Annotated in this window: 18 protein-coding genes; 13 read left to right on the top strand and 5 right to left on the bottom strand. The window is 60.3% G+C overall.

Annotated elements, in window-relative coordinates; translation table 11 throughout:
• Positions 1–16 precede the first annotated feature (16 nt).
• Positions 17–859: a 2,3,4,5-tetrahydropyridine-2,6-dicarboxylate N-succinyltransferase gene (locus OHL18_RS20905; RefSeq protein WP_263376822.1), complete on the top strand. Its 843-nt coding sequence runs from the start codon at positions 17–19 to the stop codon at positions 857–859.
• Between the two features lie 111 nt (positions 860–970).
• Here the strand turns inward: OHL18_RS20905 and OHL18_RS20900 are convergent, their stop codons facing one another.
• Positions 971–3,313, bottom strand: coding sequence for an alpha-amylase family protein (locus OHL18_RS20900; RefSeq protein WP_263376821.1), 2,343 nt, complete (start codon positions 3,311–3,313; stop codon positions 971–973).
• 97 nt (positions 3,314–3,410) lie between these two features.
• Here OHL18_RS20900 and OHL18_RS20895 point away from each other — a divergent pair, with 97 nt between their 5' ends.
• The 4 genes from OHL18_RS20895 to OHL18_RS20880 all read left to right on the top strand — a co-directional run bounded on the left by OHL18_RS20895 (position 3,411) and on the right by OHL18_RS20880 (position 8,082).
• Positions 3,411–5,072 (top strand): ribonuclease J, encoded by a 1,662-nt coding sequence (locus tag OHL18_RS20895; RefSeq protein ID WP_263376820.1) that lies wholly within the window; start codon positions 3,411–3,413, stop codon positions 5,070–5,072.
• A gap of 180 nt (positions 5,073–5,252) precedes the next feature.
• Positions 5,253–6,539, top strand: coding sequence for an alpha/beta hydrolase family protein (locus tag OHL18_RS20890; RefSeq protein WP_263376819.1), 1,287 nt, complete (start codon positions 5,253–5,255; stop codon positions 6,537–6,539).
• A complete protein-coding gene (locus OHL18_RS20885; protein WP_263376818.1) occupies positions 6,536–7,027 on the top strand; it encodes a hypothetical protein in 492 nt (163 codons plus the stop codon). The genes OHL18_RS20890 and OHL18_RS20885 overlap by 4 nt, the downstream gene beginning before the upstream one ends.
• Before the next feature lie 17 nt (positions 7,028–7,044).
• Positions 7,045–8,082: a threonine ammonia-lyase gene (locus OHL18_RS20880; protein ID WP_263376817.1), complete on the top strand. Its 1,038-nt coding sequence runs from the start codon at positions 7,045–7,047 to the stop codon at positions 8,080–8,082.
• 102 nt (positions 8,083–8,184) lie between these two features.
• On the opposite strand, the gene OHL18_RS20875 is transcribed toward OHL18_RS20880, so the two are convergent.
• Complete coding sequence (locus OHL18_RS20875) at positions 8,185–8,628, bottom strand: hypothetical protein (protein WP_263376816.1); 444 nt, start codon at positions 8,626–8,628, stop codon at positions 8,185–8,187.
• A 136-nt stretch (positions 8,629–8,764) separates the two neighbouring features.
• Between OHL18_RS20875 and OHL18_RS20870 the strand changes: the two genes are divergently transcribed.
• Positions 8,765–9,781: an outer membrane protein assembly factor BamD gene (locus OHL18_RS20870; protein ID WP_263376815.1), complete on the top strand. Its 1,017-nt coding sequence runs from the start codon at positions 8,765–8,767 to the stop codon at positions 9,779–9,781.
• 184 nt (positions 9,782–9,965) lie between these two features.
• Entirely contained in the window at positions 9,966–10,865 is a 900-nt protein-coding gene (locus tag OHL18_RS20865) for an undecaprenyl-diphosphate phosphatase (RefSeq protein WP_263376814.1), read from the top strand.
• 108 nt (positions 10,866–10,973) lie between these two features.
• Here OHL18_RS20865 and purS read toward each other — a convergent pair whose 3' ends face one another.
• Complete coding sequence (purS, locus tag OHL18_RS20860; RefSeq protein WP_263376813.1) at positions 10,974–11,219, bottom strand: phosphoribosylformylglycinamidine synthase subunit PurS; 246 nt, start codon at positions 11,217–11,219, stop codon at positions 10,974–10,976.
• A 230-nt stretch (positions 11,220–11,449) separates the two neighbouring features.
• On the opposite strand from purS, the gene OHL18_RS20855 reads away from it, so the two are divergent.
• The gene (locus tag OHL18_RS20855) at positions 11,450–12,007 is read left to right on the top strand and encodes an inorganic diphosphatase (protein ID WP_263376812.1); all 558 of its coding nucleotides are present in this window, start codon (positions 11,450–11,452) and stop codon (positions 12,005–12,007) included.
• A 49-nt stretch (positions 12,008–12,056) separates the two neighbouring features.
• Here OHL18_RS20855 and OHL18_RS20850 read toward each other — a convergent pair whose 3' ends face one another.
• Positions 12,057–13,469: an APC family permease gene (locus OHL18_RS20850; RefSeq protein WP_263376924.1), complete on the bottom strand. Its 1,413-nt coding sequence runs from the start codon at positions 13,467–13,469 to the stop codon at positions 12,057–12,059.
• 266 nt (positions 13,470–13,735) lie between these two features.
• Between OHL18_RS20850 and OHL18_RS20845 the strand changes: the two genes are divergently transcribed.
• The 3 genes from OHL18_RS20845 (at position 13,736) to OHL18_RS20835 (ending at position 17,520) form a co-directional block, all read left to right on the top strand.
• Positions 13,736–14,104: an energy transducer TonB gene (locus tag OHL18_RS20845; protein WP_263376811.1), complete on the top strand. Its 369-nt coding sequence runs from the start codon at positions 13,736–13,738 to the stop codon at positions 14,102–14,104.
• Between the two features lie 50 nt (positions 14,105–14,154).
• Positions 14,155–15,639: a methyl-accepting chemotaxis protein gene (locus OHL18_RS20840; protein ID WP_263376810.1), complete on the top strand. Its 1,485-nt coding sequence runs from the start codon at positions 14,155–14,157 to the stop codon at positions 15,637–15,639.
• A gap of 198 nt (positions 15,640–15,837) precedes the next feature.
• Entirely contained in the window at positions 15,838–17,520 is a 1,683-nt protein-coding gene (locus tag OHL18_RS20835; RefSeq protein WP_263376809.1) for a B12-binding domain-containing radical SAM protein, read from the top strand.
• A 474-nt stretch (positions 17,521–17,994) separates the two neighbouring features.
• On the opposite strand, the gene OHL18_RS20830 is transcribed toward OHL18_RS20835, so the two are convergent.
• Positions 17,995–18,450: a MarR family winged helix-turn-helix transcriptional regulator gene (locus OHL18_RS20830; protein ID WP_263376808.1), complete on the bottom strand. Its 456-nt coding sequence runs from the start codon at positions 18,448–18,450 to the stop codon at positions 17,995–17,997.
• 71 nt (positions 18,451–18,521) lie between these two features.
• Between OHL18_RS20830 and OHL18_RS20825 the strand changes: the two genes are divergently transcribed.
• Entirely contained in the window at positions 18,522–20,981 is a 2,460-nt protein-coding gene (locus tag OHL18_RS20825) for an ADOP family duplicated permease (protein WP_263376807.1), read from the top strand.
• 962 nt (positions 20,982–21,943) lie between these two features.
• Positions 21,944–24,895, top strand: a complete 2,952-nt coding sequence (locus tag OHL18_RS20820; RefSeq protein WP_263376806.1) for a beta strand repeat-containing protein — start codon at positions 21,944–21,946, stop codon at positions 24,893–24,895.
• Positions 24,896–24,991 lie beyond the last annotated feature (96 nt).

Here is a 24,991-nt window from a genome sequence, read left to right as displayed (position 1 = left end):
AGTAACGGAGAGAACTGTGTCACTTGAACTGACGATTGAGAAGTACTTTGCGCTGGGCGCGGATGCGATTGGCAACAACGAGGCGATGACGGCTTTTCTAGAGTTGCGCGGAGCGCTTGAGGCAGGCACGCTGCGGTCGGCGGAGCCGGATGCGGCTTCGGCCACCGGATGGCGGGTGAATGCCTGGGTGAAACGCGGAATTCTGCTTGGATTCCGGCTGGGGCAGATGACGGAGATGGGTGGAGCGGAAGGATTAGGCTTCGTCGATAAGGCGACGTATCCGGCGAGGCGGTTTGCGGTCGGTGATGGCGTGCGCGTGGTTCCAGGTGGGTCGAGCGTGCGGTCCGGCGCTTATCTCGCGAAGAGCGTGGTGGTTATGCCTCCGGCGTATGTGAACGTGGGCGCGTATGTGGATGAAGGCACGATGGTGGACTCCCACGCGCTGGTGGGCAGTTGCGCGCAGATCGGCAAGCGGGTGCATCTCTCGGCAGCCGCGCAGATAGGCGGCGTACTGGAGCCGGTGAACGCAAGCCCGGTCATCATCGAAGACGATGTGCTGGTTGGCGGAAATACAGGCGTGTATGAGGGAACGATTGTGCGGTCGAAGGCGGTGCTGGCGGCAGGTACTGTGCTGACGCGCGGGACACCGGTCTACGACCTGGTGAATGGGACGGTGCTGAAGGCTACGGCAGAGATGCCGTTGATTATTCCGGCCGGTGCGGTGGTGGTGCCGGGGTCGCGCGGGATCACCAAGGGCAACGGCGCGGAGTGGGGGCTGAGCGTGTACACGCCGGTGATCGTGAAGTATCGCGACGAGAAGACAGAGTTGTCGCTGGCGCTAGAGGACTTGCTACGCTGAGTGAAATCTCCGCTTGGTCAAGATCCTTGGCACTTCGAAGAAAATGCGGGGATTCTTCGCTCCGCTCAGAATGACGGAATTTGAGGAAGTAGTGACTACCTCGAATCCGGTCTAGGAGATATTCACCTCGACCCATTCGAGCGGGTGCGCGTTGGCGTCGTGAGGCGCAACACTGATCTTGAGGCGGCCATCGGCAACGGCGGCCTTGGACGCAATGGTTGCGCCGCCAAAGTAGTGGCTGACGATTGCTGCCTTGCTGCCGTGGGTTCGGCGAATGTCGACCGTATCACCGCCATAGAAGACGATGCCGAGCGACGAGCTGCGCGTGATGGCGTAGCTGTCGGGTGAGGCCACGACGACCGGGGCAGATGACCGGACGGCGTCTTTGATCCGGGAGTCGTTCCGGTTGGTGGCGAGCGGGCTCTCTTCATCCGGGCCATAGGGACGCCAGGCGAGTAGGACGAGGTTGCCTCCTTCGAACCGCGCCCACGAACGGGCGTGAGCGCCGAGGCTGGCGGAGATGGGGATGGCACCGATTGGGACGATCTCGAACGTGGTCGAAGGACGCAGGATGCGGGCGATGCCGTTGTAGCGCGCGATGATTTCGGGCGTGCCAACTTCGCCCTGCTCATCGCCGCGAAAGTCGTTCAGCGATCCGATGGTGCCGACGGCGGCGGAGTCGAACCAGATGTGCGGAGCGGTGGCCCAGTCGTAGCCGGTCGAGCCATAGGTGGGCACGCCGAGGCGACCCATCAGGCTCGAAAAGAAGATGCGGCGGTTGGCCTCGACGTCGTAGTCGCCGAAGTTGAGGACCAGGTCGTCGAGGCTGTGCAGATCGAAGTAGTCAAGGAAGAGCGGCGAAAGGTTGTAGTACATCACGACCAGGTCGGGCTTTTCCTGCTTCATGGCTGTGATGACGACATCGAGGCCACGCTTCATCAGGCGCTCACCGGCGTAAGCCATGTCCTTCGGCGCGGCGACGCTGAGCGCGGGCAGCTCGTAGCCGAAGTCGAACTTGAAGACATCGGGGCTGTAGCGGTGGATGAACTTGCGGACGGCCTTATCGAGCACTTCCGCGACGAGCGGCTGGGTAAAGTCCAGCAGGTAGTAGGGCGGGTCGCCGGCGGTGAAGGGTTTGCCGTCGGGCTGCTTGAGCATGTGGTCGAGCGTGAGGCCGAGTTCTTCCGGGCGCTCGCAGCGCATCAGGGCAGCCCACATCCCGATCTTGCGGCCGTCGGCGCGGACCTGCGCGAGGAACTGCTCGAAGTGCGGAAGCCGGGTGGCGGAGTGCTCGAGGGTGCCGTAGCTGCTCTCCCACTTGTCGTCGATGGAGAAGAGGCCCGCGTTCATGCCCGACGACTTCAGGTCCGCGTAGAGGTCGTTGAGGAAGGCCTCGTCGAGCTTGGGGCCGGTCCTATCGCGTTCGCGCTGCGGGCCCCAGGTGCAGAACTCCGGTGTAAGCGTGACGGCGGCTTTGGCGGGTGACGAATGCTTTGGCTTGATGACTCCGGCTGCGATGAGCCCGTCGTAGTACGCGGCGATGGCCTCGTAGTAGCCGGGAGCGACGGTCCAGAGGAGCGTCGCGCCGAGGGTAACGCTCCCAGGCGTGCGGAGGTGGTGCCAGATGTCGCTGCGGTAGTCGATCCAGGGAGCGCATGCTGCTTCGTGGAACTGGAGGAAGAGGTCGCCACCGGGGAGGTCGGCAAGGCCGCAGGCGAAGGCGTCGGATTGTGCCTTGGTGTAGAGGTCGCGCTCCGGAACGGGGTAAGGGGTGCTGAATCCGGCGAAGTAGTGGACAGGCAGCGCCCACTGCTGCGACAGGCCGGGCAGCGCGCTGCCTCGGCCCAGCCAGAAGCTCTCATCGAGATGGACGCCGTTGTGCTGGATGGGGCTGATCGCTCCGCTCTCGCTGATGCCGGGGACGACGTAGAACGAGGCGTGCAGGGCGGGGAGGACGCGGGAGTCGTTATGAGCCGCGAAGTAGTGCAGGCTGACAATGTCGTGAGTATCGGGCGAGTCGTAGGTTATCGGCTCAGTCCAGATGCCCTCTTTGTCGAACCGCCAGGTAACGGAGACGCGGGCAGCGCGGTGCACGGACTCGTAGGTGATGACGACACGGTTGCCCTCGACACGAACGCTGGTGGGCTGGCCCAGGACAGTGATCCGATCGGATGGGTTGGCGGCTGGTGCGACCACGACGGCGAGTTGATGGTTTGCCCGAACAACGACGCGCTGCTGGGAGTCGCGGAGGGTGAAGGTGTCGGCTCGCTGGGAATACTCCCAGGTGTAGTTTGCGCCGGCGACCCGGACGAGACCATTCTGGCTGGTGATCCGTGGGGAAGATTCGTCCGCGAGCAGGGGGGCTGCGCCCGCTGTCAGGACTGCGCCGGTGGAGAGTTGGATGAAGGCACGCCGATCGACCTTGTTCAACGCCTGCTCCTCAAAGTATGGCAAGTCTTAGTTCCAACGAGCACTACGGTTGCGAGTCTCGCGAAATCAATGGGAAGGCTATCACGCCTCTGCCCTTGACTGCTGCTAAACTCAAGAGTTGATGGCTCAAGATAAATTACGCATGATCCCCCTCGGGGGCCTTGGTGAGTTCGGCATGAACTGCATGGCCCTCCGCTGGCAAGACGACATTATTGTCATCGACGCTGGCCTGATGTTTCCTGAAGAAGAACTGCTGGGTGTGGACATCGTTGTTCCGGACATCAGCTACCTGGTCGAGAACCGGTCTAAAGTAAAGGCCATTGTCCTTACGCATGGACACGAGGACCACATTGGCGGTCTGCCGTGGATACTCTCCGAGCTGAACGTTCCCGTCTACGGTACGGAGTTCACGCTGGCCTACGTCGAGGGCAAGCTTGAAGAGCACCGCCTGCTGGACGATGCCGACCTGATCGAGATGCTTCCGGGACACCGGTTCACGCTGGGGCCGTTCTCGATCATGCCGATCCGGGTGACGCACTCGCTGGTGGACTGCGTGGCTCTGGCCATTCACACGCCTGTCGGCGTGGTGCTGCATACGGGCGACTTCAAGATCGATCTCTCGTCGCCGGATGGCAAGCCGTTCGACCTGCACGCGTTTGCGGAGTTGGGCAAGAACGGCGTGCTGGCGCTACTGCAGGACTCGACCAACGTCGATCGACCCGGATATACGCCGAGCGAACGCGCCGTCAAGCCGCGGCTGGATGAGATCTTCGCGCGTACGAAGAAGAAGCTGTTCTTCAGCTGCTTCTCGTCGTCGATCCACAGAATTCGGCTGGCCATGGAGCTGGCGCACAATCACGGCCGCAAGGTCGCGATCATTGGCCGGTCGCTCGATAACTCGACCGAGATTGCGCAAGACCTGGGCTACCTCGATCTGCCGAAGGGATTGATCATCAATCCGGGACAGATCAAGGAGATGGCTCCAGATAAGGTCTGCATCATGATCTCGGGTACGCAGGGCGAGCCGATGTCTGCGCTGAGCCGGGCGGCGGTAAACAACCACAAGTTTGCGAAGATCGATCCGGGCGATACCGTTCTACTGAGCTCGCGCGTGATTCCGGGCAACGAGAAGGGCATCTACCGCATGATCGACCACCTGGAGCGCCGCGACGCGAAGGTGATCCACGATGACGGGACACAGGGTTTGATCCACGTCAGCGGCCACGGGAGCCAGGAAGAGCTGCGGCTGATGATCAACCTGGTCAAGCCGAAGTTCTTCATCCCTGTCCACGGCGACTATCGCCACCTGAAGCGCCACGCGGAGCTTGCGGCAGAGGTGGGCGTGGTGGAGAAGGTGATTCTGCTGGAAGACGGCGAGATCCTCGACCTCGACAAGAACACTGCGGTTAAGAATGGCAAGGTCACGACCGGCCGAGTTTGCATCGATTCGGGCGGCTCGATCGAAGTGGTGGAAGATGTCGTCATTCGAGACCGCAAGCATATCTCCGAGGACGGCATCCTGCTGCCGATTATCGCGATCAACAAGCGAACGGGACAAGTGGAGAGCCTGCCGGAGTTGGTGATGCGCGGCTTCGCGGTGGATGACGAGCAGGTGATCAATGAGGCTCGGAACATCGTGCAGAAGACGCTGAACAGCTCAAGCGCGGAAGAGAAGCAGGACTACGGCGTGGTCAAGGAGAAGGTGCGGAACGATCTGAAGCGGTTCATTCAGAAGAGCACCAGCCGCAGACCGCTGATTATGCCGGTGATTCTGGAGATCTGACGCTTCGAAAATGAGGGAAGAGAAAGGCACGGCTTCGGCTGTGCCTTTTGCATTGTACTCTTGCATACGAAAAGCGAGATGCGGGGATCCTTCGCCATGCTCAGGATGACGGCAACTAAAGCCCGATTCGCAAGTGTCCACGTCAAAGTTGCGAGTGTCGCGGTATGCTCGTGAGACACCATGAGCGGGACAGATCTTCAACACCATAAGGTGAGACGCAAGCCGCTGGAGCGGTTGGGCCGCGCGCTGAGCAGGCCGGGGTCTTCGCTGAGGCGGCTGCGTTCGATGCGGCAGCATCAGGAGCAGAATCGGCGCAAATGGACGCGGGCTGGAGCGTTGGCGACCGCTTCCCTGCTGGTGTTTTCGCTAGCTCTGTGGCCGTGGGTGCGGACGCATCTGCAGGCGGTCGCCATCCTGAAGATCCTGGGAGGACAGCCGGTTCCGGGGCCGATCGCTGCGACGGTGGCTGCTCCGATCGCGATCACGGATATCAGTTTTTCCATCCCAGCGAACGACGGCAAGCAACAGGTCGTGCGGGCGCGGGAGTATCTGCCTGTTGGGAAAAAAGATGCTCCAGCGTTGGTGGTGCTGCATGGAGTCCATCACCTTGGGATCGATGAGCCGAGGCTGGAGGCGTTCGCGAAGGCAATCTCAAACTGCGGGGTACGGGTGCTGACGCCAGAGCTGCCGGACATCAAGGACTACCACGTCGATGCAAGCTCGGTGCGGACGATTGGGGAGTCGGCGAAGTGGTTTGCGACGCAGACGGGCACGCAGGTGGGAGTGGTCGGGCTGAGCTTTTCGGGGGGATTGGCTCTGGTGGCGGCTTCGGAGCCCGCGTACAAGACGGCGTTCAAGTTTGTGCTGGCGGTGGGGTCGCAGGACTCCATGGCGCGGGTAACAGAGTACTACCGGACGGGACGCGATCTTCGGCCAAACGGGTCCGTCGAAGAGCTGAAGCCTCATGAGTACGGGCCGCTGGTGCTGGAGTATCAGTATGTCGAGGACTTCGTTGCCGCCGCGGATGTTCCGGCGATCAAGACGGTACTGCGGGCGCATCTTTACGAGGACAAGGCAGCGGAGATCTCGACCATGGCGGCGCTGACTGCAGCGCAGAAGGTCGAAGCGAAGAACCTGATGGACACCGAGCTGGATGGAACTCAGGAGATGCTTGTGAATTCGGACCTCCGCCATACGAAGGAGTTGGAAGATCTCTCTCCGCATGGAAAGCTGGCCGGACTGACGGTGCCGGTATATCTGCTGCATGGCGAGGCGGACAACATCATCCCTTCGGCGGAGACGCTATGGCTGGCGAAGGAGCTACCGCCCGCAGCGCTCAAGGCGGCACTGGTAAGCCCGGTGATCTCTCATATTGATTTCGAAAGCAGCCAGCCGACGGCGGAGGATCAGTGGCGGCTGATCGATTTCTTTGCGAAGGTAATGAGAGCAGCGGAACAGAAGCGATGATCGACAAATTTGATTTACTGACACGAGAACACGCACCACCTTCAAAGCTCGAGATACTAGGGGTGTATCGGCCATTCATTCGAAAGGCGACTTATAAACAGCAATGGCGAGTGACAGGCTCGGATGAATTAACTGCGGCGCATTTTAAAGACCTTGTATTGATTGAAGCGCTCGTTCATCGCCCGGACGAAAGCTTCCGACAGATGAAAGAGATCGGGCAAATCTATCTCAAGGGCAAGGACCAGAGGTTTCCGCACAACTTTCAGGTTCCATGGGACGAAGCGCTTCTCTCTTTCGATGGCATGATCCTTATTCAGAGACGGAGGCGCTGCGTTTATGGGACTGGAACACTGCGATTCGCGTTCTACCTTCACTTTTACGACCCCACGCGTACGTTGGAGACTCCATACGGTCCGATTATGTGCCCGCCGATTGCAGATGCACCCCAGCGTTTGATGAGGCTCGTTCCTTACAACGCATGCTGCTAGCGGCCTAGAATATCGATATGGCGAATACGGTTGCAACTGAGGACTTCGAGGCGGCAAGGCGAAGGATTGCGAATGTTGCGGTGCGGACGGGTCTGCATCGGATCGGGGCGGAGGTTTTTGCTGAAGCGGGGATGGAAGCGCCGCCGTTCGAACTGTACGTGAAGGCGGAGAGCGAGCAGCCGATTGGCAGCTTCAAGCTGCGCGGCGCTTACAACATGATCGCGTCGATGGTGGAGCAGGGCCCGAGCGCGGCCGAACGCGGGTTCATCACGTATTCGAGCGGTAACCATGCCCAGGGCGTGGCCTATGCGGCGCGCGCGGTGGGAGCGAAGGCGGTGATCGTGATGCCGGGCAACGCTCCGATGGTGAAGCGCGAGGCTACAGCCGCTCTTGGTGCGGAGATTGTGCTGGTCGGCAATGCCAGCTCTGACCGAAAGCGCAAGGCTGAGGAGCTGGCAGAGCGGTTTGGGTATGCGATCATCCCTCCCTATGACGACCTGAGGATTATTGCCGGACAAGGGACGTGCGGACTGGAGATCATGGAACAGCTTGCAGAGGCCACTGGCAAGCCCGCGGGCGAGGACGTGCTGGTGCTCTCGCCGGTGAGCGGTGGCGGGTTGCTCAGCGGCACAGCTACCGCCATTAAGCTCACCTCACACGGAGTGAAAGTCTGGGGGGCGGAGCCGGAGCTCGCGGCCGACGCGAAGGAGTCGTTCGAGACGAAGACGCTGGTGGAGTGGCCTGCGGAGAAGACGACGCGAACTATCGGCGATGGTCTGCGAACGCAGTCCTTGGGGCAATTGAACTTCGAGCATGTGCTGAAGTATGTGGACGGGATCGTAACGGTGAGCGAGGAGGAGATCTTCGCGGCTACGCGGTTTCTGCTGCGGTCAACGAAGTTGGTGCCGGAGCCGAGCGGGGCAGTTACGCTTGCGGCTGCGCTGTTTCATGCGGACGCGCTGCCGAAAGCGGAGCGGGTGGTCGTGATCATGAGTGGGGGGAATATTGAGACGGAACTAAAGAGTAAGTTGATGGCCGAGATAGCGCAGGTCTGAAAATCGAAATGCGGGGATCTCTCCGCTGCGCTAGGCGATAAGGCTGCACGGCTCCGGTCGAGATGACGCTTCTGTAACGATGGCGATTCTGTCTTGGGCTGGCTACTTGCAGGTCAGCGTCGCCGTCCCGAGGGTTTGGGTTGCTCCACCTGCTGCGAGGACGCCGAAAGCAGTTACGGTGACCGGGGATTTCGTGGTGCCAATGCAAGTCGCGAGACCATTTGTGGCGTCCTGGGCCGAGCTGATCTTGACGTTGGTGGAGTCCGAGACAGTCCAGGTGGGCGTGAGCTTTGCAATCACGTTCGGCACCGCGCATCCAGATGAGTTTGCCGTTGGCAGTTCCTGAGAGAATGCAGAGAACTGTTGCTGGTCTCCTGGGGCGACCGCGAGATGGTCGGCGCTACCAACCGCAGGAGAAACAGTTACGACGTTCATATAGGAACAGGGAACGGCCCCGCCGCATCCCATCACCAGTTGCATAGCGGCAAAGATCATTACCGCCAGGGCAGAGACGTGAAGAGAGCGATGCGAAGCGAGAGCCTTCATGCGGCAAATCTACACTCGTGCGCAGCGATATTCCACTTTCAGCTATGTGAAATTTCAATAGACAGAGAGCCCAGTCGTCGGCAATGCTGTCGCGGTCTTCAAGTGGGCGTCTAATAGAGACGAATGCGAGGGGTGAATGATCGGGAAGACTTCAGGCGTCGCGGGACTGATCTTATTGGCCGGTATAGGTGCGGCATCGGCACAGAAGAAGAACAAGGACAATCAGTCCGGGTATGACCGGTCGGCCAAGGCAACACTGCTGCACCAGGCCATTGTGTACGTGAACGCGGATGCGGATTCGCAGCGGGTGTCTCTGGTGACGCCGGGGCATGAGGTGGTGGTAACCGAGCGAAACGGACAATGGGCGCGGGTATTCGCGAACACCGACATCGCCGACAAGACCGATGACAGCGATGTTCCGGAACTATCGGACGAAGACAACGTGACCCCGGCCTCGGGATGGATCCGGGACAAGGGAGTTGTCTCGCCGTCGACACCGAACGGCGACGCGATTCTGTTTGGTGCGGCGGCAAATCTTGAGAGCGAAGCCGAACAGCCTCACGCTCCGAAGGATGCGGCGGTGCAGGCTCATCTACTTTATCGAAGAGTGGCGGAGTACTATCCGAACTCTCCGCTTGCGCCCGAGGCGGCGTGGCGGTCGGCAGATGTGCGCTGGCGGCTGGAGAAGCTGGATGTAAGCTCGCTGCCCTCGGCGAAGGAGCAGGATGCGTACCTTCGGCCGCAGATCTATGAAGGCGACATGAAGCGCCTGATGAAGCAGTATCCGGGAACGAAGTGGGCCGCGATGGCCGCCTTCTACCTGATCGACAACAAGCTCTGCGGGGACTGGCAGGGGCTGCCGAAGTGTCCGGAGATGGAATCCGGGCTGTACGAGAAGTACGCAAAGCAGTTTCCCGGCGGGCCGAAGTCGGACGAGGCACTCTACGACGCTACGTACCGTCAGGGCGTGCTGGTCTCCATGTACTTGGTGGACGAGAACAAGAAGAAGGCCGACGCTGCCGCGGAACGGACGAAGTCGCTGGCGGCGGAGATGCAGGCCGAGTATCCCAAGTCGGACTACACGGCACGGGCCGCCAGCATCGCGTATCGGGTGGCGCAGGGGATTCCGATCTTTGGCAATGACCGGGATTGAAGAGCAGAGGATGTCGTGGCATGGGTCCCACATCTGGTGATAAAACCGCCCAGATAGCGGCACCCGGCTGATGATGGACGATTGTGGCGGTGGAGAAGCAGATCCTCCGCCTACGGCGAAGGATGACAAGGGCCGGGGTGGCGCCTTAAGGGTGCGTTCATGGTGACGCTATAGAATATATGGCATGCCAATTTTTCAGGTCGTGATCCTTGCCATCGTGCAGGGACTTGCTGAACTTCTGCCGGTTTCCAGTTCGGCGCACGTTGTGGTGGCGGAAAAGCTGCTTGGACTCGATCCCTCCTCCCCCCAGATGACGCTGGTGCTGGTGATGCTGCATACCGGTACCATGTTCGCTGTGATTGCTTACTTCTGGAATCAGTGGAAGAAGAGCTACTTCGCGACAGCCGACGCGTTCAAGCGGGTGCTGATCCGCATCGTGTGGGCGACGCTTCTGACGGGCATCATCGGCGAAGTGATTATCAAAATCATCGAGAAGACCGCGTTCAAGGGCGCTCCAAAGGCAGAGATTGAGTTGCTGTTCGGACGGCTTGACCTGGTAGCTCCGGCACTGGCTGCGGCAGGCGTGATTATTCTGATCGCCGGCCTGTTGGAGAAGCGAAAGATGGCGGAGATCGTGGATCACTCTGCCGATCTGCGCGCCGGCGCGACGGTGACCATGCGGCAGGCAGGATGGATTGGAGCCGTGCAGGGGCTCTGTCTTCCCTTCCGCGGATTCTCGCGCTCAGGCGCGACAATCTCAGCCGGGATGCTGGTTGGCGCAACGAAGGAACGGGCGGAGCGGTTCAGCTTCGCGCTGGCCGTGGTGCTGACTCCGCCGGTGGTTGCGCGTGAGCTGCTGCGCCTTTTGAAGGCGACGCATGAAGCGACTGCGGCGGGGACGCCAATCGATCTGCACGGGACGCTGGTAAGCGCTCTGCTGGGAGCGGTCTTCGCCTTCTTCGCGGGGCTGGTGGCGCTGAAGTGGCTCAGCAGTTGGCTGGAGTCAGGCCGCTGGTATCTCTTCGGGATCTACTGCCTGGTGGCTTCTTGTGTCGTGTTTTATCTTCACACGATTGGGTACTGAGATCGAGTGCCCCACCCATCGCGAGGAACAATAGCGCGATGGGTGGGGCACTCGATGTGCATGAGGCAGCCCGGAAGAACGGGCAAGAGCGAGTTATCTCGGCTGGAGTCAGGCTTCGGTGCGGAAGGTGAACTCTTCGATGACGGGGTTGGTGAGGACTTCGCGGGCTATGCGCTCGATTTCGACGCGAGCCTCTTCCGGGTCGATGCCGTCTTCGATGGTCAAGAGGAAGTACTTGCCCTGGCGAACATCGATGACATTCTTGTATTCCATCCGGCGGAGAGCGTCGGCGACGGTCTGCCCCTGGGCGTCGAGCACCGTGCGTTTGAGAGTGACGTAAACGTGAGCCTTCATGAGGCTTGATTATAAACGTGCGATCGAGGGGCATCGACGGTGCCATAGGGCGGGCGGCGTCGTTTAGAATAGAGACATCTTATTCAGGGCCCGCATTCTCCAGATCCCCGCTAGTGTAAGACTTCCGGCAGAGGTCATCGTTCCCGCCTGAGCCTTTCAAACATCCTGACCCGCATGGGTCTGCACCCAAACGATCCAACAAATCGAAGCGAGAAGAGACTACAGAAACCATGACGAACTATTTGGAGCTCCCAGTTGGACCGAAGTGCCCCGAGGTCGTAAACGCGGTCATCGAGATACCAAGCGAGGGCATCAACAAGTACGAGTACGACAAGGAATTGCACGTCTTCCGGCTGGATCGCAATCTTTATTCACCCGTACATTATCCGGGCGACTACGGTTTCATCCCGTCCACGCTGGGCGAGGATGGCGACCCGCTGGATTGCGTCGTGCTGGTGGACGCGCCCAGCTTTCCCGGCTGCGTGATGGAGGTCCGTCCGATCGGCGTGCTCGAGATGACCGACCAGGGCTTGGGCGACGAGAAGATTCTCTGCGTCGGCAAGGGCAATCCTCGTTACAAGGATGTCTGGAACTTCTCCGAGATCTATCCGCACATGCTGCGCGAGATCACGCACTTCTTCGCGATCTACAAGGATCTGGAGGGCAAGCGCGTTGAGGTTCGCGGATGGCGCGATGCGGCGTTCGCCCGGATGAAGGTGCTCGAAGCGCAGCAGCGCTTCATCGATAACAAGGCGAATCCGCAGCCGAAGCCAGTTCCGGAGGAGTAGAGCTTCTCGTTATAAGTTGTACGTTTTACGAAAGTCAGTGGCCGTCCGATTAGATCGGGCGGCCAGCTTCGTTTGCGGGACTCGCAACGGGCTGGCGTCCACGCAGGGCAACCGCGTAGATGACAGCTCCCGCCAGGCCGACTAAGGACGCAAAGATAAGGGCCGGGATGCCGGCGACTTTCTCTTCGCGGGCTGCCCAAAGCGAGTAGGCGATAAGCAGAGCAGGGCCCACGCCAACGGCGATGGCTCCGGGAATGCCTCCAGGGACGCGGAACGGGCGATGGAGTTCGGGCTCGCGGACGCGAAGGACGACAAGGGCGACGAACTCCAGTAGCAGCGCCGCGCCATACAGCACGAGGTCAATGGAGATGAGGCGCTCGAAGGAGAAGCGGAGCGCCAGCGCCCAGGCGACGCAGCAGCAAACCACGCTGACCCAGGGAACTCCCGCCGCGGTGATGCGTGTAAAGACAGCGGGCAGCAGGCCTTCCTCGGCCAAGGCATAGGGAACGCGGGTGTAGCTCATCACCAGCGCGTTGAAGATGCCCGCACCGTTGAGCATCCCGCCGACGACGACGGCAAGCGCGAGCGCGACGCCGAGGATACCCGGTCCACCGAGGGAGCGGGCGGCATCCGTCCAGGAGCCGGTCGAAAATGTGTCCGCAGGCATGCCGGTAAGACCGACAGCGGCTAGCGGAATGATGTACGAGAGAGCGACGAGGGTCGTGGCGCCGATCATGGCAAGGGGGTAGTTGCGCTGGGGATTGTCGACCTCCTGCGCAACTGTCGAAGCGTTGTCCCAACCCATATAGTTCCACAGCGTGACCAGGATGGCTCCGGAGAGCGCGGGATGTTCCACAGGACGGGAGAGCGCGGCAAGCCCGCTTCCGGCAATGCCGCCGAAGAGCCCCTTCCAGAAGCCAAGGATCGCGATCATGACGAAGGGCGAGATCAGCAGGCAGAACATGCCGATGGAGCCGTCCCCCACAGAGCGTGCGCCGCGAAGGTTCCAGAGCGCGCAGACGATCACCACCGCAAGTGCCCACAACGTCCCATAACCTCCCGCAGTCCACGATGGGGCAAGGCGAGTGAGGTAGAGGACAAAGATCGTCGGGTAGATGGCCATGTCGAAGATACTGGCGGCCAGAGACAGCCAGGCCTCCTGAAATCCCCAGAAGCCGCCAAGAGCGCGCTTGACCCACCAGTAGTAGCCGCCCTCTTTGGGGAGAGCGCTGGCGAGTTCGCCCACCATCAGGCTGGTGGGGAGACTCCAGACGAGCGGGATAAGCAGAAGCAGGATAAGCGCCTTACCGTAGCCGGCGTTGCCGAGGATGTCTTCGATTCCGTAGGGCCCGCCGGAGACCATGAAGTAGGTCGCGGCAACAAGCGCGAGCAGGCCCATCTTCCGGCTACGTCCTGAGGCAGCCGGTCTTCCATCCCGCATAGCCAATGCCTCACCCCACATTGCCAATCCCCACACCTCCAAGCAGATGGAAATCATGGTCAAAGAACGCCCAATCGAATGATCGTAATTCAGATAAAGGCGTGGACTGAGAGAAATCGGAGATCGGGTTGCGGCTGAGAGAGCAACGCCAGATCTATGCGGAACGGAAATATCCCCCACATGGCGTCGCGAACTAACACGGCGGTGGTATCAGAGTTCCTGAACTTCCTTAGTAGCGTTGTCGATAGCAGAAACGCAAGAAAACTTCTGTAAGAAGGAGAAAGCCCATGACTAATATTTCGCAAGCCTCCCCCTGCACTATCTCCGTTGGAAGCCGCCGCAAACTGGCGTCTTTCGGCATGCTCTCTCTCGCTCTCGGCATTCTCTTTCTGAACCCGCTCCAGGCGCATGCGGACGATCGCCCAGTCGTCCACAAGGTTGCGCCCGTCTATCCCGAGATGGCGAAGCGGCTTCATATCACGGGTACCGTCAAGGTGCTCACCACAATCGATGCGACCGGCAGCGTAACGAAGGTCGAAGGCCAGGGCAGCAACAAGATCCTCTCTTCCGCGGCTGAAGATGCTGTAAAGCATTGGAAGTTTGCGGCCGGTAGCGGGGTCGACACCATGACGATCCAGATCAATTTTGACGAATAGTGCTGGCTGATCTCTCCATCTAGTCGCTGCTGATATCGAGGCGTTGAACAATGAGTATTCGAGGAAAACTACTGCTCAGCATCGGTGTGCTGGCAATCGGCTATATCTTATTCCTGAGCATGGTGGAGATCACGACCTCCTCCACGCAGAAGCACATGAGCATCGCCTCGGAGTTCCTGTTTCCTGCTGCATCCGACATCCAAGCGGCCCAGGCCAGCTTCCAGAAGCTGAACAAGGCCTATAAGGATGCCGTGATGCAGCAGGACGCCTCCGTCCTGAACGCCTCCGATGCTGAAGCGCGTGCGGGAGAGGATACGTTGAAGGAGGCGAGCGAAAAGCTGGCCTACGATCCTTCGCTGCAGCAGTCCGCTGCGACGCTTCTGGATACCTTCACTCAACTTCATGTTCGTGCCAAGGCCACCTACAGCAAGATGCTGTCGACGACCAATATGAGCACGCAGGATCAGGGTGACCTCACTGCGGTCGAGCAGGAGAGCAAGCACCTGGAGAATGCGCTTCAGGAGCTTCACGAGACCGTCGGAAACAAGAACTACAAGGCCGAACTCGACGCTGTAACAGCTTCAAACAACCAGCAGAAATTCCTCGGCTTTCTACTTTTCCTTCTGGCGAGCGCCTTCGCCGTGGTCTCGGTCCTCATCCTGGAGAAGCAGGTATCGAAGCCACTTCGCGATCTGGTGAACCGGCTTTCGGACGGAGCGCTGCGCATCGCAGCCTCTGCCACCGAGGTCTCTTCCTCCAGCCAGTCTGTCTCCGAGGACGCATCGCATCATGCCGCGTCGCTTGAAGAGACCTCCGCCGCGTCTGAAGAGATCAAGGCAATGGCCCAGAGCAACACCGACGGTTGCCGCTCCGCTGCGAACCTCATGTCGATGTCTCAGGAGAAGTTCACCCACACCAATCGCTCGCTTTCCGATCTCGTCCTGGCCATGGAAGAGATCAAGTCATCGAGCGGAAAGATCTCGCGCATCATCAAGGTGATCGACGAGATCGCCTTCCAAACCAACATCCTGGCGCTGAATGCAGCAGTTGAAGCAGCCCGCGCCGGCGAAGCTGGCAATGGATTCGCCGTAGTCGCCGACGAGGTACGTACCCTCGCACAGCGTTCCGCACAGGCTGCGCGAGACACTGCCGAACTCATCGGAGACTCGATCCTCAAGTCGAACAGCGGCAAGACCAAGGTGGATGAAGTAAGCGCAGCGATTCAGGCCGTGACGGATGAGTCTTCCCGCGTGAAACTTCTGGTCGACCAGATCAGCCTTGGCAGCGTCGAACAGACCCACGGCATCAGCAACATTGCACGGGCGATCTCTCAGATGGAGCAGCTTACCCAGACCTCCGCCGCGAGCGCTCAACAGAGTGCCAAGGCAGCAGGCGAGTTGACCGACCAGTCCGAGTCGCTTGAAGACATCGTCAAGATCCTCAGCACGGTGGTCAACGGCAATGAATCCGATACTTCTTCTCGCAACAGCTTTATCCGGCGCGCCGGCCGTACAGCTACAACCTTCGCATCGTAAACCGTTCTCCAAATGACTCGCTGCGCGGCATTGTGCCGCGCAGCGAGTCGTTTAAGCGGCTTGTCGAGGTGTTCCGCTGCTCAAACCGAGCGGCCTTTATTGTCGAATCGATAGGAAAGGTTATAGTTGCGTGTAGCGATTACAGCGTCAAAGCCGCAGATCGTACCCATCAGCCTAAATCCGTTGCCTGGAGCGCGAATGTCCCAGCCCTTGAACGACGCAACTATGCCGTCTTCCTTGTCTCATGGAGATACAAGACACTTCGCCCCGCTTGGCAGCAACATCAACGTGCTGATGATTTGGCCCAGATTCCCTCCTTCCTTCTGGGGATTTGAAGGCGTGCTTGAGATGATTCCCGAGAAGGCAATGACTCCCCCACTGGGGATGATCACGGTCGCGGCGCTCTGTCCTGCATCGTGGACGATTCGCCTGATCGACCACAGCTTTGATGAGCTGAGCGACGAAGACCTGCGATGGGCAGACCTCGTCATGATCAGCGCGATGCATGCGCAGCGATTGGATGCGATCGGAGTTCTGGGTCGAGCGAAGGCGCTTGATAGGCGCACCTTTGTCGGAGGTCCGTGGGCAAGCACCGAGCCGGACGTGGTCTTGAAGCACGCTGACCATGTCTTCGTCGGAGAGGCCGAGGAAGCCTTCGCCGCAATTGCGATAGCGCTTGAAGATGGAACGGCGCAGCGGTTGTACAAGGTGATCGACAAGCCGGACATGACGAACAGTCCGGTGCCCAGGTTCGATCTTCTGAAGCTGAACAAGTACACCTCGATGCCGGTACAGTTCTCGCGCGGATGCCCGTTCCAGTGCGAGTTCTGCGACATCATCACGATCTACGGCCGCAAGCCACGGGCAAAAGAGCCGGCCCAGGTGATCCGCGAACTGGACACGCTGCGGGCTTTGGGGTGGAAGAACGAGGTCTTCATCGTCGATGACAACTTCATCGGCAATCATCACAAGGCACTGGCCTTATCGCGTGAGCTTGGCGCGTGGCAGGTGGAGCACAACCATCCCTTCTCGTTTTACACCGAGGCCTCGATCGACCTCGCGGCCAAGACCGAGCTGCTGCAAGCGATGGTCGCGGCAAACTTCATGTACGTATTTATCGGGATCGAGACGCCCTCTTCCGAGGCGCTGAAGGAGTCTCGAAAGTTTCAGAACCTGCGCAGCAACAATGTGGACCAGGTCAGGATCATTCAGGAGGCTGGGCTGTGGGTGCTGGCCGGATTCATCGTAGGCTTCGACTCGGACGACGAGACCATCTTTCAACGCCAGCTGGACTTCATCGAACTCACCAACATCACGTGGGCGATGGCGGGAGTCTTGCAGGCGCCGCCGACAACGGCGCTCTACGACCGGATGAAGTTAGAAGGACGCCTGATCGAAGACAGTGAAGCGACCACCAACTTCAGCCCACCGAACTTCGAGCCTAACCTTCCGGTTCCAGTGCTGCTGCGCGGGCTGAGCACTCTTCTATCCGGCCTGTACGAGGCAAAGCCATTCTTCAAGCGGGCGCTTCGGTCGCTGGAGGTGTGGCAGCCACAGGAAACGCAGGTCCCGCCCGAACTTCCCATGGCGTATAACCTGCGCGTTCTCGGGGCGTCGATGTGGCGGCAGGGAATGCGGTCTTCTTACCGGGTAGAGTATTGGAAGTTTCTCTACCAGTTGCTGACACGGTTCGCCCGGAAGCCTGCGCAACTATGGCTTGGATTTACCGTGTTGCTCTCGGCGCACCACTTCCTGATCTACTCGCGCGAGGTTGCAAGGCAACTTGAGGCGGAGTGCCTGTCCATCGAGGCGCGTGGAGAGGTCCCAAGAAGAGCTCCTCGAGCAGTAAGTGCGGCGGCGCAACTGGCGGCGCGGGCCTGATGGGTCATTGGATTCGATACAGAGCCTAAGCAGCGTTGCTCAACTCCCCTCCGTCCAGATTTGAACTTCATCGGGGAGTAATTCCCGACGCGATCATTGACTACGCCTCTGGAGGGGACATCAGTCATAGGGTATTACTCACGGAGACAAATGCAGTGTCGGTGAGTTCACTGGCGAGTATACGCTCGATGAGAACGAGCGCCTGAGCTTAGGGAGTCTTGCTGGCTGCCAATGACGGCGATGTCTGGAGCGGCCGAGAAGATCACGCTCTTCTTTTTCGCAAATCCTCGGGCGCAGTTCCACGTCGTCAGCTTCATTTGGAGATCTTATCCGAACTTAGCTCAATTACAGGCGACCGAATCGCCATTGATGCGTACAGGCCGATGCACGTTTCCAGATCCGGTCGTGCTCGAAACGTGCATTGACGGGTTTAGCACTACCTAGACTCGAAGCTTTCTCACCAGCGGATTCCCTTCAAAGGATCGCCAGCAACCCCTTCCGTAGTGCTGCAGCGTTCACCACATCCCCCGTCCCTAGCAGCGCTTCAACTTCCGCATGCGTCCGTTCCCATATGGGGACGGCACCGGCCAGCGCCGCCCTTCCCTCCTCGGTCAGCGTCAGCAGTCGGCTCCGCCGGTCCTCAGGATCAGGCGTGACCAGCACCAGTCCTCGACGCGTCAGCGTCTTCAATGCTGCTGTCAAAGTGGTTCGGTCCATTGCCAGTAGCCCTGCCACTGAGCTCATCGTCGCAGGCTTAGGACGGTTGAGCGACATCAGCATGGAAAACTGCCCGTTCGTCAGTCCTGCCGGTCGCAGCGCTTCATCAAACCGCCGAGCCAAGGATCGCGCGGTTCGCTGGACGCTGAGACACAGGCAGCAGTCTCGTACTCGCAGGGTGGTCTCAAACGGTACAGAATTTTCTGTTGACATCTACTCTACTATGTTGATATCAACATAGCCTGTCAAGCCGCACCGCACCGCGCCTCCTTGGAGACTTCGCCATGTCATTTCTTCGCGACCTCAGGATTGCCGTCCGCTCCCTCGCCCGTGTTCCCGCTTTGTGGATCACTGTTGCTCTGACCCTTGCACTGGGGATTGGTGCGAACGCTGCGATCTTCTCGGTGGTCCGCGCAGTTCTTCTGCGCCCTCTCGCAAACCGGGACGAGGCTCGACTCCTCTACCTTCGCCAGAGCGCTCCTGGGATAAAGGAGGAAAACGCGACCTTTTCGGTTCCTGAGATCGACGACCTCGATAAGAATCTCACCACCGTCTCTGAGATGGGCAGCATCTCGGCGATCCCCTTTACCGTCGTTGGCCTCGGCACTCCCCGCGAAGTCCCGGCCGGTGTCGTCGATGGCCACTACTTCGAAGTCATGGGTCTCCGGCCCGTCCTTGGGCGTCTGCTCACGCCCGCCGATGACGGTCCCAATGCGCCCGGAGCCATCGTCCTCACCTACCGTTTCTGGCGCAACTCCTTGAAGGCCGACCCCGGCGTGCTCGGCAAGAACGTCCGCCTGGAAAGCGGCGATGGCGCACGGATGGCCACGATCGTCGGCGTCCTCGAACCCTCCGTCCCCTATCCGGTCGAGACAGAGATCATTGGCAACGTCGTCACCAGCCCGCACCACCTTTCGGCCACCATGGTCACGGGCCGCACCCACCGCATGACCGAGGTCTTCGCCCGGCTTGCCCCCGGTGCCACTCTCGATCAGGCCCGCGCCGAGCTTCGGACGCGCTATGCGGGAATCATTGCTGCCCACCCCGATGTCTACAAGGCCGAGGACCACTTCCGCATCGACGTCACCCGCATGCACGACCAGATCAACTCTCGCGCCAACACGATTCTCTGGGTGCTATTTGCTGCCTCAGCACTGCTCTTTGCGATTGCCTGTTCCAATGTGGCCAACCTGGTTTTGGCCCGAACCGTCCGGCGTGAGCCCGAACTCGCCGTGCGCTCGGCCCTGGGCGCCAGCACCGCTGTCCTTCGCCGTTCGTTGCTCGCCGAAAGCCTCGTCCTTTGCGGCTCCGGAGTCGTCGCGGCGCTTCTGCTGGCGTGGCCCATGGTACAGGTCATCGGCCGCTACGCTGCGCGCTTCTCTGTGCGCGCCCAGGAGATTCAGCTCGACTTCAGCCTCGTTGGCTTCGGCATCGTATTGTCCCTCGTCGCCGCCATCTTCCTCGCGTACATTCCGCGACTGCCTGCCGGCAATGGATCCGTTGCCAGCGGATTGACGAGCACGCGTAGCACCAGTTCCAGCAGCAACCGCCGTCTCCGCCTCTTCGCTGTCCTTCAGATCACAGCGTCTTTCCTGCTTCTGACTGGAGCCGCAGTTCTTGTACGCACCCTTTACACCCTCGAGCAGACTCGGCCACCCTTCGACACGTCTCACGTCCTTGCCATCAATCTCCCGGTCATGAACTTTGGCCGCAGCCCGGCGCAGGTCCGCGACTTCTACCAGGAGGTCCGTCGCCGCGTTGCCGCCCTCCCCGGGGTCTCCGATGTCGCTACCGGCTTCAGCGTGCCGTGGCGTGATGAGCAGGGCCTTAGTATCAACTTCACCTTTGCCGCGACCGGAGCAGCGCGCCCGCACGGCATCGAGGACTGGCGGTCGAAGTTCCGCGTTATCTCACCCAACTACTTCGAGACTTTGGGTGTTCCGCTTATCCAAGGCCGCGACTTCCGCGACTCCGACAAAGAGGGCGCTGAGCGTGTCGTCATCATCAGCCAGGCTCTTGCCAAAGAGCTGTTTCCGAATGGCGACGCCCTCAATCGCGAACTCCACTGGACCGATCCCGTCATCCAGTTCATCGGGCTCTCGCCCGAACCTCGCCGCATCATCGGGGTTGTCGCCGATATAGACGACGAGAACATCATCCCCGCTCCGGCCATGACCATCTATCAGCCCACCGATCAGGAAGGCTGGTACGGCCGTCTCTTGGTCCGCACCCAGACCGATCCCTACGCGCTCGTGCCCGCCATTACCCGCACTATCCATGAGATCTCCGCCGAGGAGCCGGTCGAACACCCCGCCACGCTCGAAGACATCCGCGCCGAAGCACTCACCTCCGACAAGCTCAACGCGATCGTCTTCGGCGGATTCGCCGCCGTCGCTCTGCTCATCTCTGTCGTTGGCGTGGCCGGTGTGCTGGCCTTCTCCGTCAGCGGCCGTACCCGCGAGTTTGGCATTCGTCTAGCGCTCGGAGCCCATCCCCGCCACATCATGAACGATGTCCTGGTCCAGGGCCTTACCATCGCAGGGATAGGGCTCGCGGCCGGCATTCTCTTTGGAGCAGCTGGGACGCGCGGCGTCGCAGTCTATGTCGCCGATGTCCACATGCCCGGCGTGCTCTCCTTCAGCGTTTCCGCGATCATTATCCTCATAGCCGCATTGGTAGCGAGTGCGATACCCGCCGCCCGGGCCGCGCGCGTGAATGCTGTCGAAGCGCTGAGAGCCGAATAGCTCCTGAAGCCGATCGGCACTGAACTCCCAAAAGCACACTAAGCCTGATTCCGAAGTCAGACAAGCGGCGCGCATCTCAAATATTTGAGCGTTCGAGCTTGGCTTGCTTCAGGATCGTGGTCCTCGCGCTCCAGCAACTTTTGCAAACACTCGATCCCGGTGATCGATGAGGTAAAGAAGAAGGTCAAAGGACTTTCTGCTCACCGCAATCGGTTGCTCCTGCCACTGAATGACCCAGCGAAGACGATCAACGGAGTCGTCGTCAAAACGAACCGATTCTATTGTTTTCAATGGCATAGAGGTCTTGAGCTGGAATTGATATTTCTTTGAGGCGAATTTGAGGTCTTTTCATGCTAGCCGTGGCATAAAAGCGGTCATGCAAACAAGAGCCCAAACGAGAGAAGCTTCTGGCCAGAAGCAGATCACGACTCCGGACAAAGCCATCGACCAAATGATTTACGAACAGAGGACGTTTGTCGTCTATGGACGGCCAACACTATGAGTCGACCACGGCGCGTTCCTATTGAAGTGATCCGCCGCCAACTCTGTCTCACGGTTACGAGACCGATTGCGGCGGCCAACCAAGCCCGCCCCCGTCCGACAGACCAAGATCGAAATGATGCCGAACGGAACTCTCCTCCTCCGCCCGAGTGTCCGGTCTGCGCTTCCTCGTGGTTCGTGCTTTCACCAGACGACGGCCAGAAGCCCGCAACCGTACAGCGGGCTTTGGGGAAGCATGGAATTCATACGCGGCTAGCAATGACGGGCGATCTCCTCGTCTGCTCCAGGTCATTTGAAGTTCACATAGGAGCTCGCGAATTCTCAAGAGTTCGCTCCTGACAAACCGCAGATGCAACCCGGTAGCCTTGCAGGCTGAGAAAGTCGGTTCGCGGTTGATTCCGTCGCAGCCGCCGTCTCGGTACGTACAGAACCTTCAAGCACGACCTTGAGAGGAACGGAAAATGTCATTACTTATCTCTGTTGGGATATTGGCCGGCCTCGCGCTTTGTGGCTACGTCTGCTATCAGGCTGGAGAGGCACGGCTCAGGAAGGTCAATCTGCCAAGAACCGCCCTGCGGAAGTTCCGCGGTAAGTCTCGGGCTGTCGCTATGGTCGTGCTTCTGGCGGCGGCCGCAACTCATCGTGCGACGGCCCAGACGACAGAGACGCTGAAGTCGCTCGCCACGCCGATGGCGGCCAGTTCCCCGACCATTGTGCCGATGCTGGTTCGTTACGATGGCTCTGCCGACCGAAGCGACGGCAAACCAAAGACCGGGGCGAGTCCCGTGACCTTCCTCGTCTACAAAGAGGAGCGAGGTGGTGAACCGCTCTGGATGGAGACGCAGAGTGTCGGCTTTGACGCGAACGGCAAGTACGAGGTCTACCTTGGATCGACCCTCAGCTCCGGCCTTCCCACCGACCTTTTCGGCACGGGCGAGGCCCGCTGGCTGGAGGTGCAGATAACCGGCGAACCGGTCCAGCCTCGGACGCTGCTTGTCAGCGTGCCCTATGCCCTCCACGCCGCCGACGCCGCGACGCTTGGAGGACTGCCGGCCTCCGCCTTTGCGCGGGCGGGCTTACCAGGCACGAGTGCCGTTGCCTCATCCGGCGCCGTCGCCGCTACATCGTCGAATACCGTCACCACGCCCGGCGGGACTGCCGGCCTACTGCCGGTCTGGACTGGCACCTCGACGATCGGCAACTCGATCATCTATCAGACCGCGACTGGAATCGGCATTGGCAAGTTTCCGAACGCTACGCTCGACATCGGCGGCAACTCCACCTTCCGGGGAATTATGGGCGTCTCCCGGTCTGGCGATGCCATGACGTCTCAAGGCGCCCCGTCCTTCCCTATCATGATGCAATCCTCGGTCTGGAACAGCTCTGTCGGCAAGGAGGTGCTTCCCTACTTTGATATCGAGACCGAACCCGTCGGAAATAACACCGCGTCGGCTGGGGCCACGCTGAACTTCCTCTATTTCAGCGGAGTGGGGTCTGCACCCAGCGAGAGCGGGCTCTACATCAATGGAAACGGCACCATTCACTTCGCCCCCGGCCAGACCTTCCCTTCGACATCGTCTTCAGGCACCGCACTGGCTGGCACCAGCGGCTCCGGCACCGGCGTTCAGGGCACGAGCACCTCCGCTACGGGCGTGGCAGGCTCCAGCACGACCGGCAACGGCATGCTGGGCTACACCTCCGGAAGTACGCTGAACACCGCTGGCGTGCTGGGCGGCGCTGGAGGTCCATCCGGCTTCGGTGGAATCGCCGGAGTCTGGGGGGATGCGTACTCCCACGTGGGCGTACTTGGCACCAGCCAGCTCTACGCAGGCGTGCAGGGCATCAGCAACTACGGCCAGGGTGTACAAGGACAGAGTGCTCTTGGCTTTGGTGTGCAAGGAACGAGCACCTCGAGCTATGGAGTATCCGGCACCAGCACCACTTCGAATGGCGTCTATGGATCGACCGGCGGTACAAGCTTATACACGGCTGGGGTGCTGGGAACGGCAGGCACACGCACCAGCGCCCAGGCCATCGCGGGAGTTTGGGGAGACTCCGGGAATCATGTAGGCGTCTTCGGGAGCAGCACCCAGTACCCCGGAGTTGCGGGCCAGAGCACGCAGGGCCAGGGAGTTCAGGGCACCAGCACGTCAGGCACCGGTGTGCAGGGAATCAGCACCTCGTCTTACGGGGTCGAGGGAAGCAGCACCAGCGCCCCGGGAGTGCTCGGCTACACTGCCGGCAGTACAAGCAACACGGGCGGCGTTGTCGGACAGGCAGGCGGCACATCTGGCTTCGGCGGGATCGCCGGTGTCTGGGGCGACGCGTCCGCCTACGTGGGCGTCTATGGAAGCAGCAATACGTATGCCGGAGTCGACGGCGTCAGCAACCATAGTCCTGGCGTTGTGGGAACGAGCACAGGTGCGAGCGGCGTATACGGCGTGAGCAACGACACCAACGGGAGCGATGATGTAGCAGGAGTGTATGGCTATGCTTCCAGCGCCTTGCCGGCGGTGAAGGGACGCAATGCCGGCACCAACGGTCCCGCCGCGATGTTTCTTAATGACTCGATCTCTGCACCCGCGGTGATTGGGATCAACGCCGCCGGCGGAGCAAACGTATCGTCGGTCGCCGTGTATGGTGATTCCGCTCAGAGCAGCGGTATCGGCGTCGAAGGCAACACCTTGAGCGGAATTGGCGTGTATGCCACGACCAACGCCCAATCGACGGGCTTTCAGCTCTCCAATTTCGTGGGTCCGGTAGCCTTGTGGGCCGATTCCACCCCTCCGAATGGTGACGGCGAGGGAATAGCCATCCGCGCTACGGCGAACGGCAACAACGCGGGGTCCTTTACGAATAACTCTGAATACTCAACCATCTACAGCTACAACTACGGCTCCGGAGGTTCCGGCGCAGACGCCTTCAACGCGATCGAAGCTGCCAGCCCGAATGGAGTTTGCGGCTTCGGCGGCAACGGCGATATGACCTGCACGGGACAGGTGAAGGCGCTCGCCACGACGGGCAATGGCGCCCGCACCGTCGAGACTTACTCGATGCAGTCTCCAGAGAACTGGATGGAAGACTTCGGTTCTGGAACATTGAGGAACGGCCTGGCCACTGTGTCGATCGACACAGCCTTCGCAGAGACGGTGAGCGGCAACGCGGACTACCACGTCTTCCTCACTCCGCGTGGCGACTCGAAGGGGCTTTATGTGACGAACACGACGGCCACCAGCTTCGAAGTTCATGAGTCCGGAGGCGGGACTTCCACGCTGAGCTTCGACTATCGCATCGTTGCCAAACGCCGCGGCTTCGAGACGCAGCGTATGCTCGATGTGACCGAAACCATGAAGGCCGTAAAAGCCAGGAACGACCTTCAGGCGGCGCGCTTCAAGCAGGTGGTCAAGGAATGACTCGGCGTAGCTCTGCGTCTCACTGAATCTGCAATGGCTGGACGGCGGTAATCCGATTACCAGAAGCAGATGGCCGACGATCGTGGCAAGTGTCCC

This window comes from Granulicella aggregans (assembly GCF_025685565.1).
In the GTDB taxonomy this organism is placed as follows: Bacteria; Acidobacteriota; Terriglobia; order Terriglobales; family Acidobacteriaceae; genus Edaphobacter; species Edaphobacter aggregans_B.
The sequence above is the reverse complement of the archived record's forward strand: the minus strand, read 5'-3'. Positions and strand labels throughout refer to the sequence as shown.

Excerpts from the sequence above, each read along its gene's own strand:
- OHL18_RS20850 (WP_263376924.1), bottom strand. The coding sequence starts at position 13,469 with ATGTGGGGTGAGGCATTGGCTATGCGGGATGGAAGACCGGCTGCCTCA.
- OHL18_RS20885 (WP_263376818.1), top strand. The coding sequence starts at position 6,536 with ATGATCGACAAATTTGATTTACTGACACGAGAACACGCACCACCTTCA.
- OHL18_RS20870 (WP_263376815.1), top strand. The coding sequence starts at position 8,765 with ATGATCGGGAAGACTTCAGGCGTCGCGGGACTGATCTTATTGGCCGGT.
- OHL18_RS20890 (WP_263376819.1), top strand. The coding sequence starts at position 5,253 with ATGAGCGGGACAGATCTTCAACACCATAAGGTGAGACGCAAGCCGCTG.
- OHL18_RS20895 (WP_263376820.1), top strand. The coding sequence starts at position 3,411 with ATGGCTCAAGATAAATTACGCATGATCCCCCTCGGGGGCCTTGGTGAG.
- OHL18_RS20845 (WP_263376811.1), top strand. The coding sequence starts at position 13,736 with ATGACTAATATTTCGCAAGCCTCCCCCTGCACTATCTCCGTTGGAAGC.
- OHL18_RS20875 (WP_263376816.1), bottom strand. The coding sequence starts at position 8,628 with ATGAAGGCTCTCGCTTCGCATCGCTCTCTTCACGTCTCTGCCCTGGCG.
- purS (WP_263376813.1), bottom strand. The coding sequence starts at position 11,219 with ATGAAGGCTCACGTTTACGTCACTCTCAAACGCACGGTGCTCGACGCC.
- OHL18_RS20855 (WP_263376812.1), top strand. The coding sequence starts at position 11,450 with ATGACGAACTATTTGGAGCTCCCAGTTGGACCGAAGTGCCCCGAGGTC.
- OHL18_RS20820 (WP_263376806.1), top strand. The coding sequence starts at position 21,944 with ATGTCATTACTTATCTCTGTTGGGATATTGGCCGGCCTCGCGCTTTGT.
- OHL18_RS20825 (WP_263376807.1), top strand. The coding sequence starts at position 18,522 with ATGTCATTTCTTCGCGACCTCAGGATTGCCGTCCGCTCCCTCGCCCGT.
- OHL18_RS20880 (WP_263376817.1), top strand. The coding sequence starts at position 7,045 with ATGGCGAATACGGTTGCAACTGAGGACTTCGAGGCGGCAAGGCGAAGG.
- OHL18_RS20835 (WP_263376809.1), top strand. The coding sequence starts at position 15,838 with ATGTCCCAGCCCTTGAACGACGCAACTATGCCGTCTTCCTTGTCTCAT.
- OHL18_RS20865 (WP_263376814.1), top strand. The coding sequence starts at position 9,966 with ATGCCAATTTTTCAGGTCGTGATCCTTGCCATCGTGCAGGGACTTGCT.
- OHL18_RS20840 (WP_263376810.1), top strand. The coding sequence starts at position 14,155 with ATGAGTATTCGAGGAAAACTACTGCTCAGCATCGGTGTGCTGGCAATC.
- OHL18_RS20830 (WP_263376808.1), bottom strand. The coding sequence starts at position 18,450 with ATGTCAACAGAAAATTCTGTACCGTTTGAGACCACCCTGCGAGTACGA.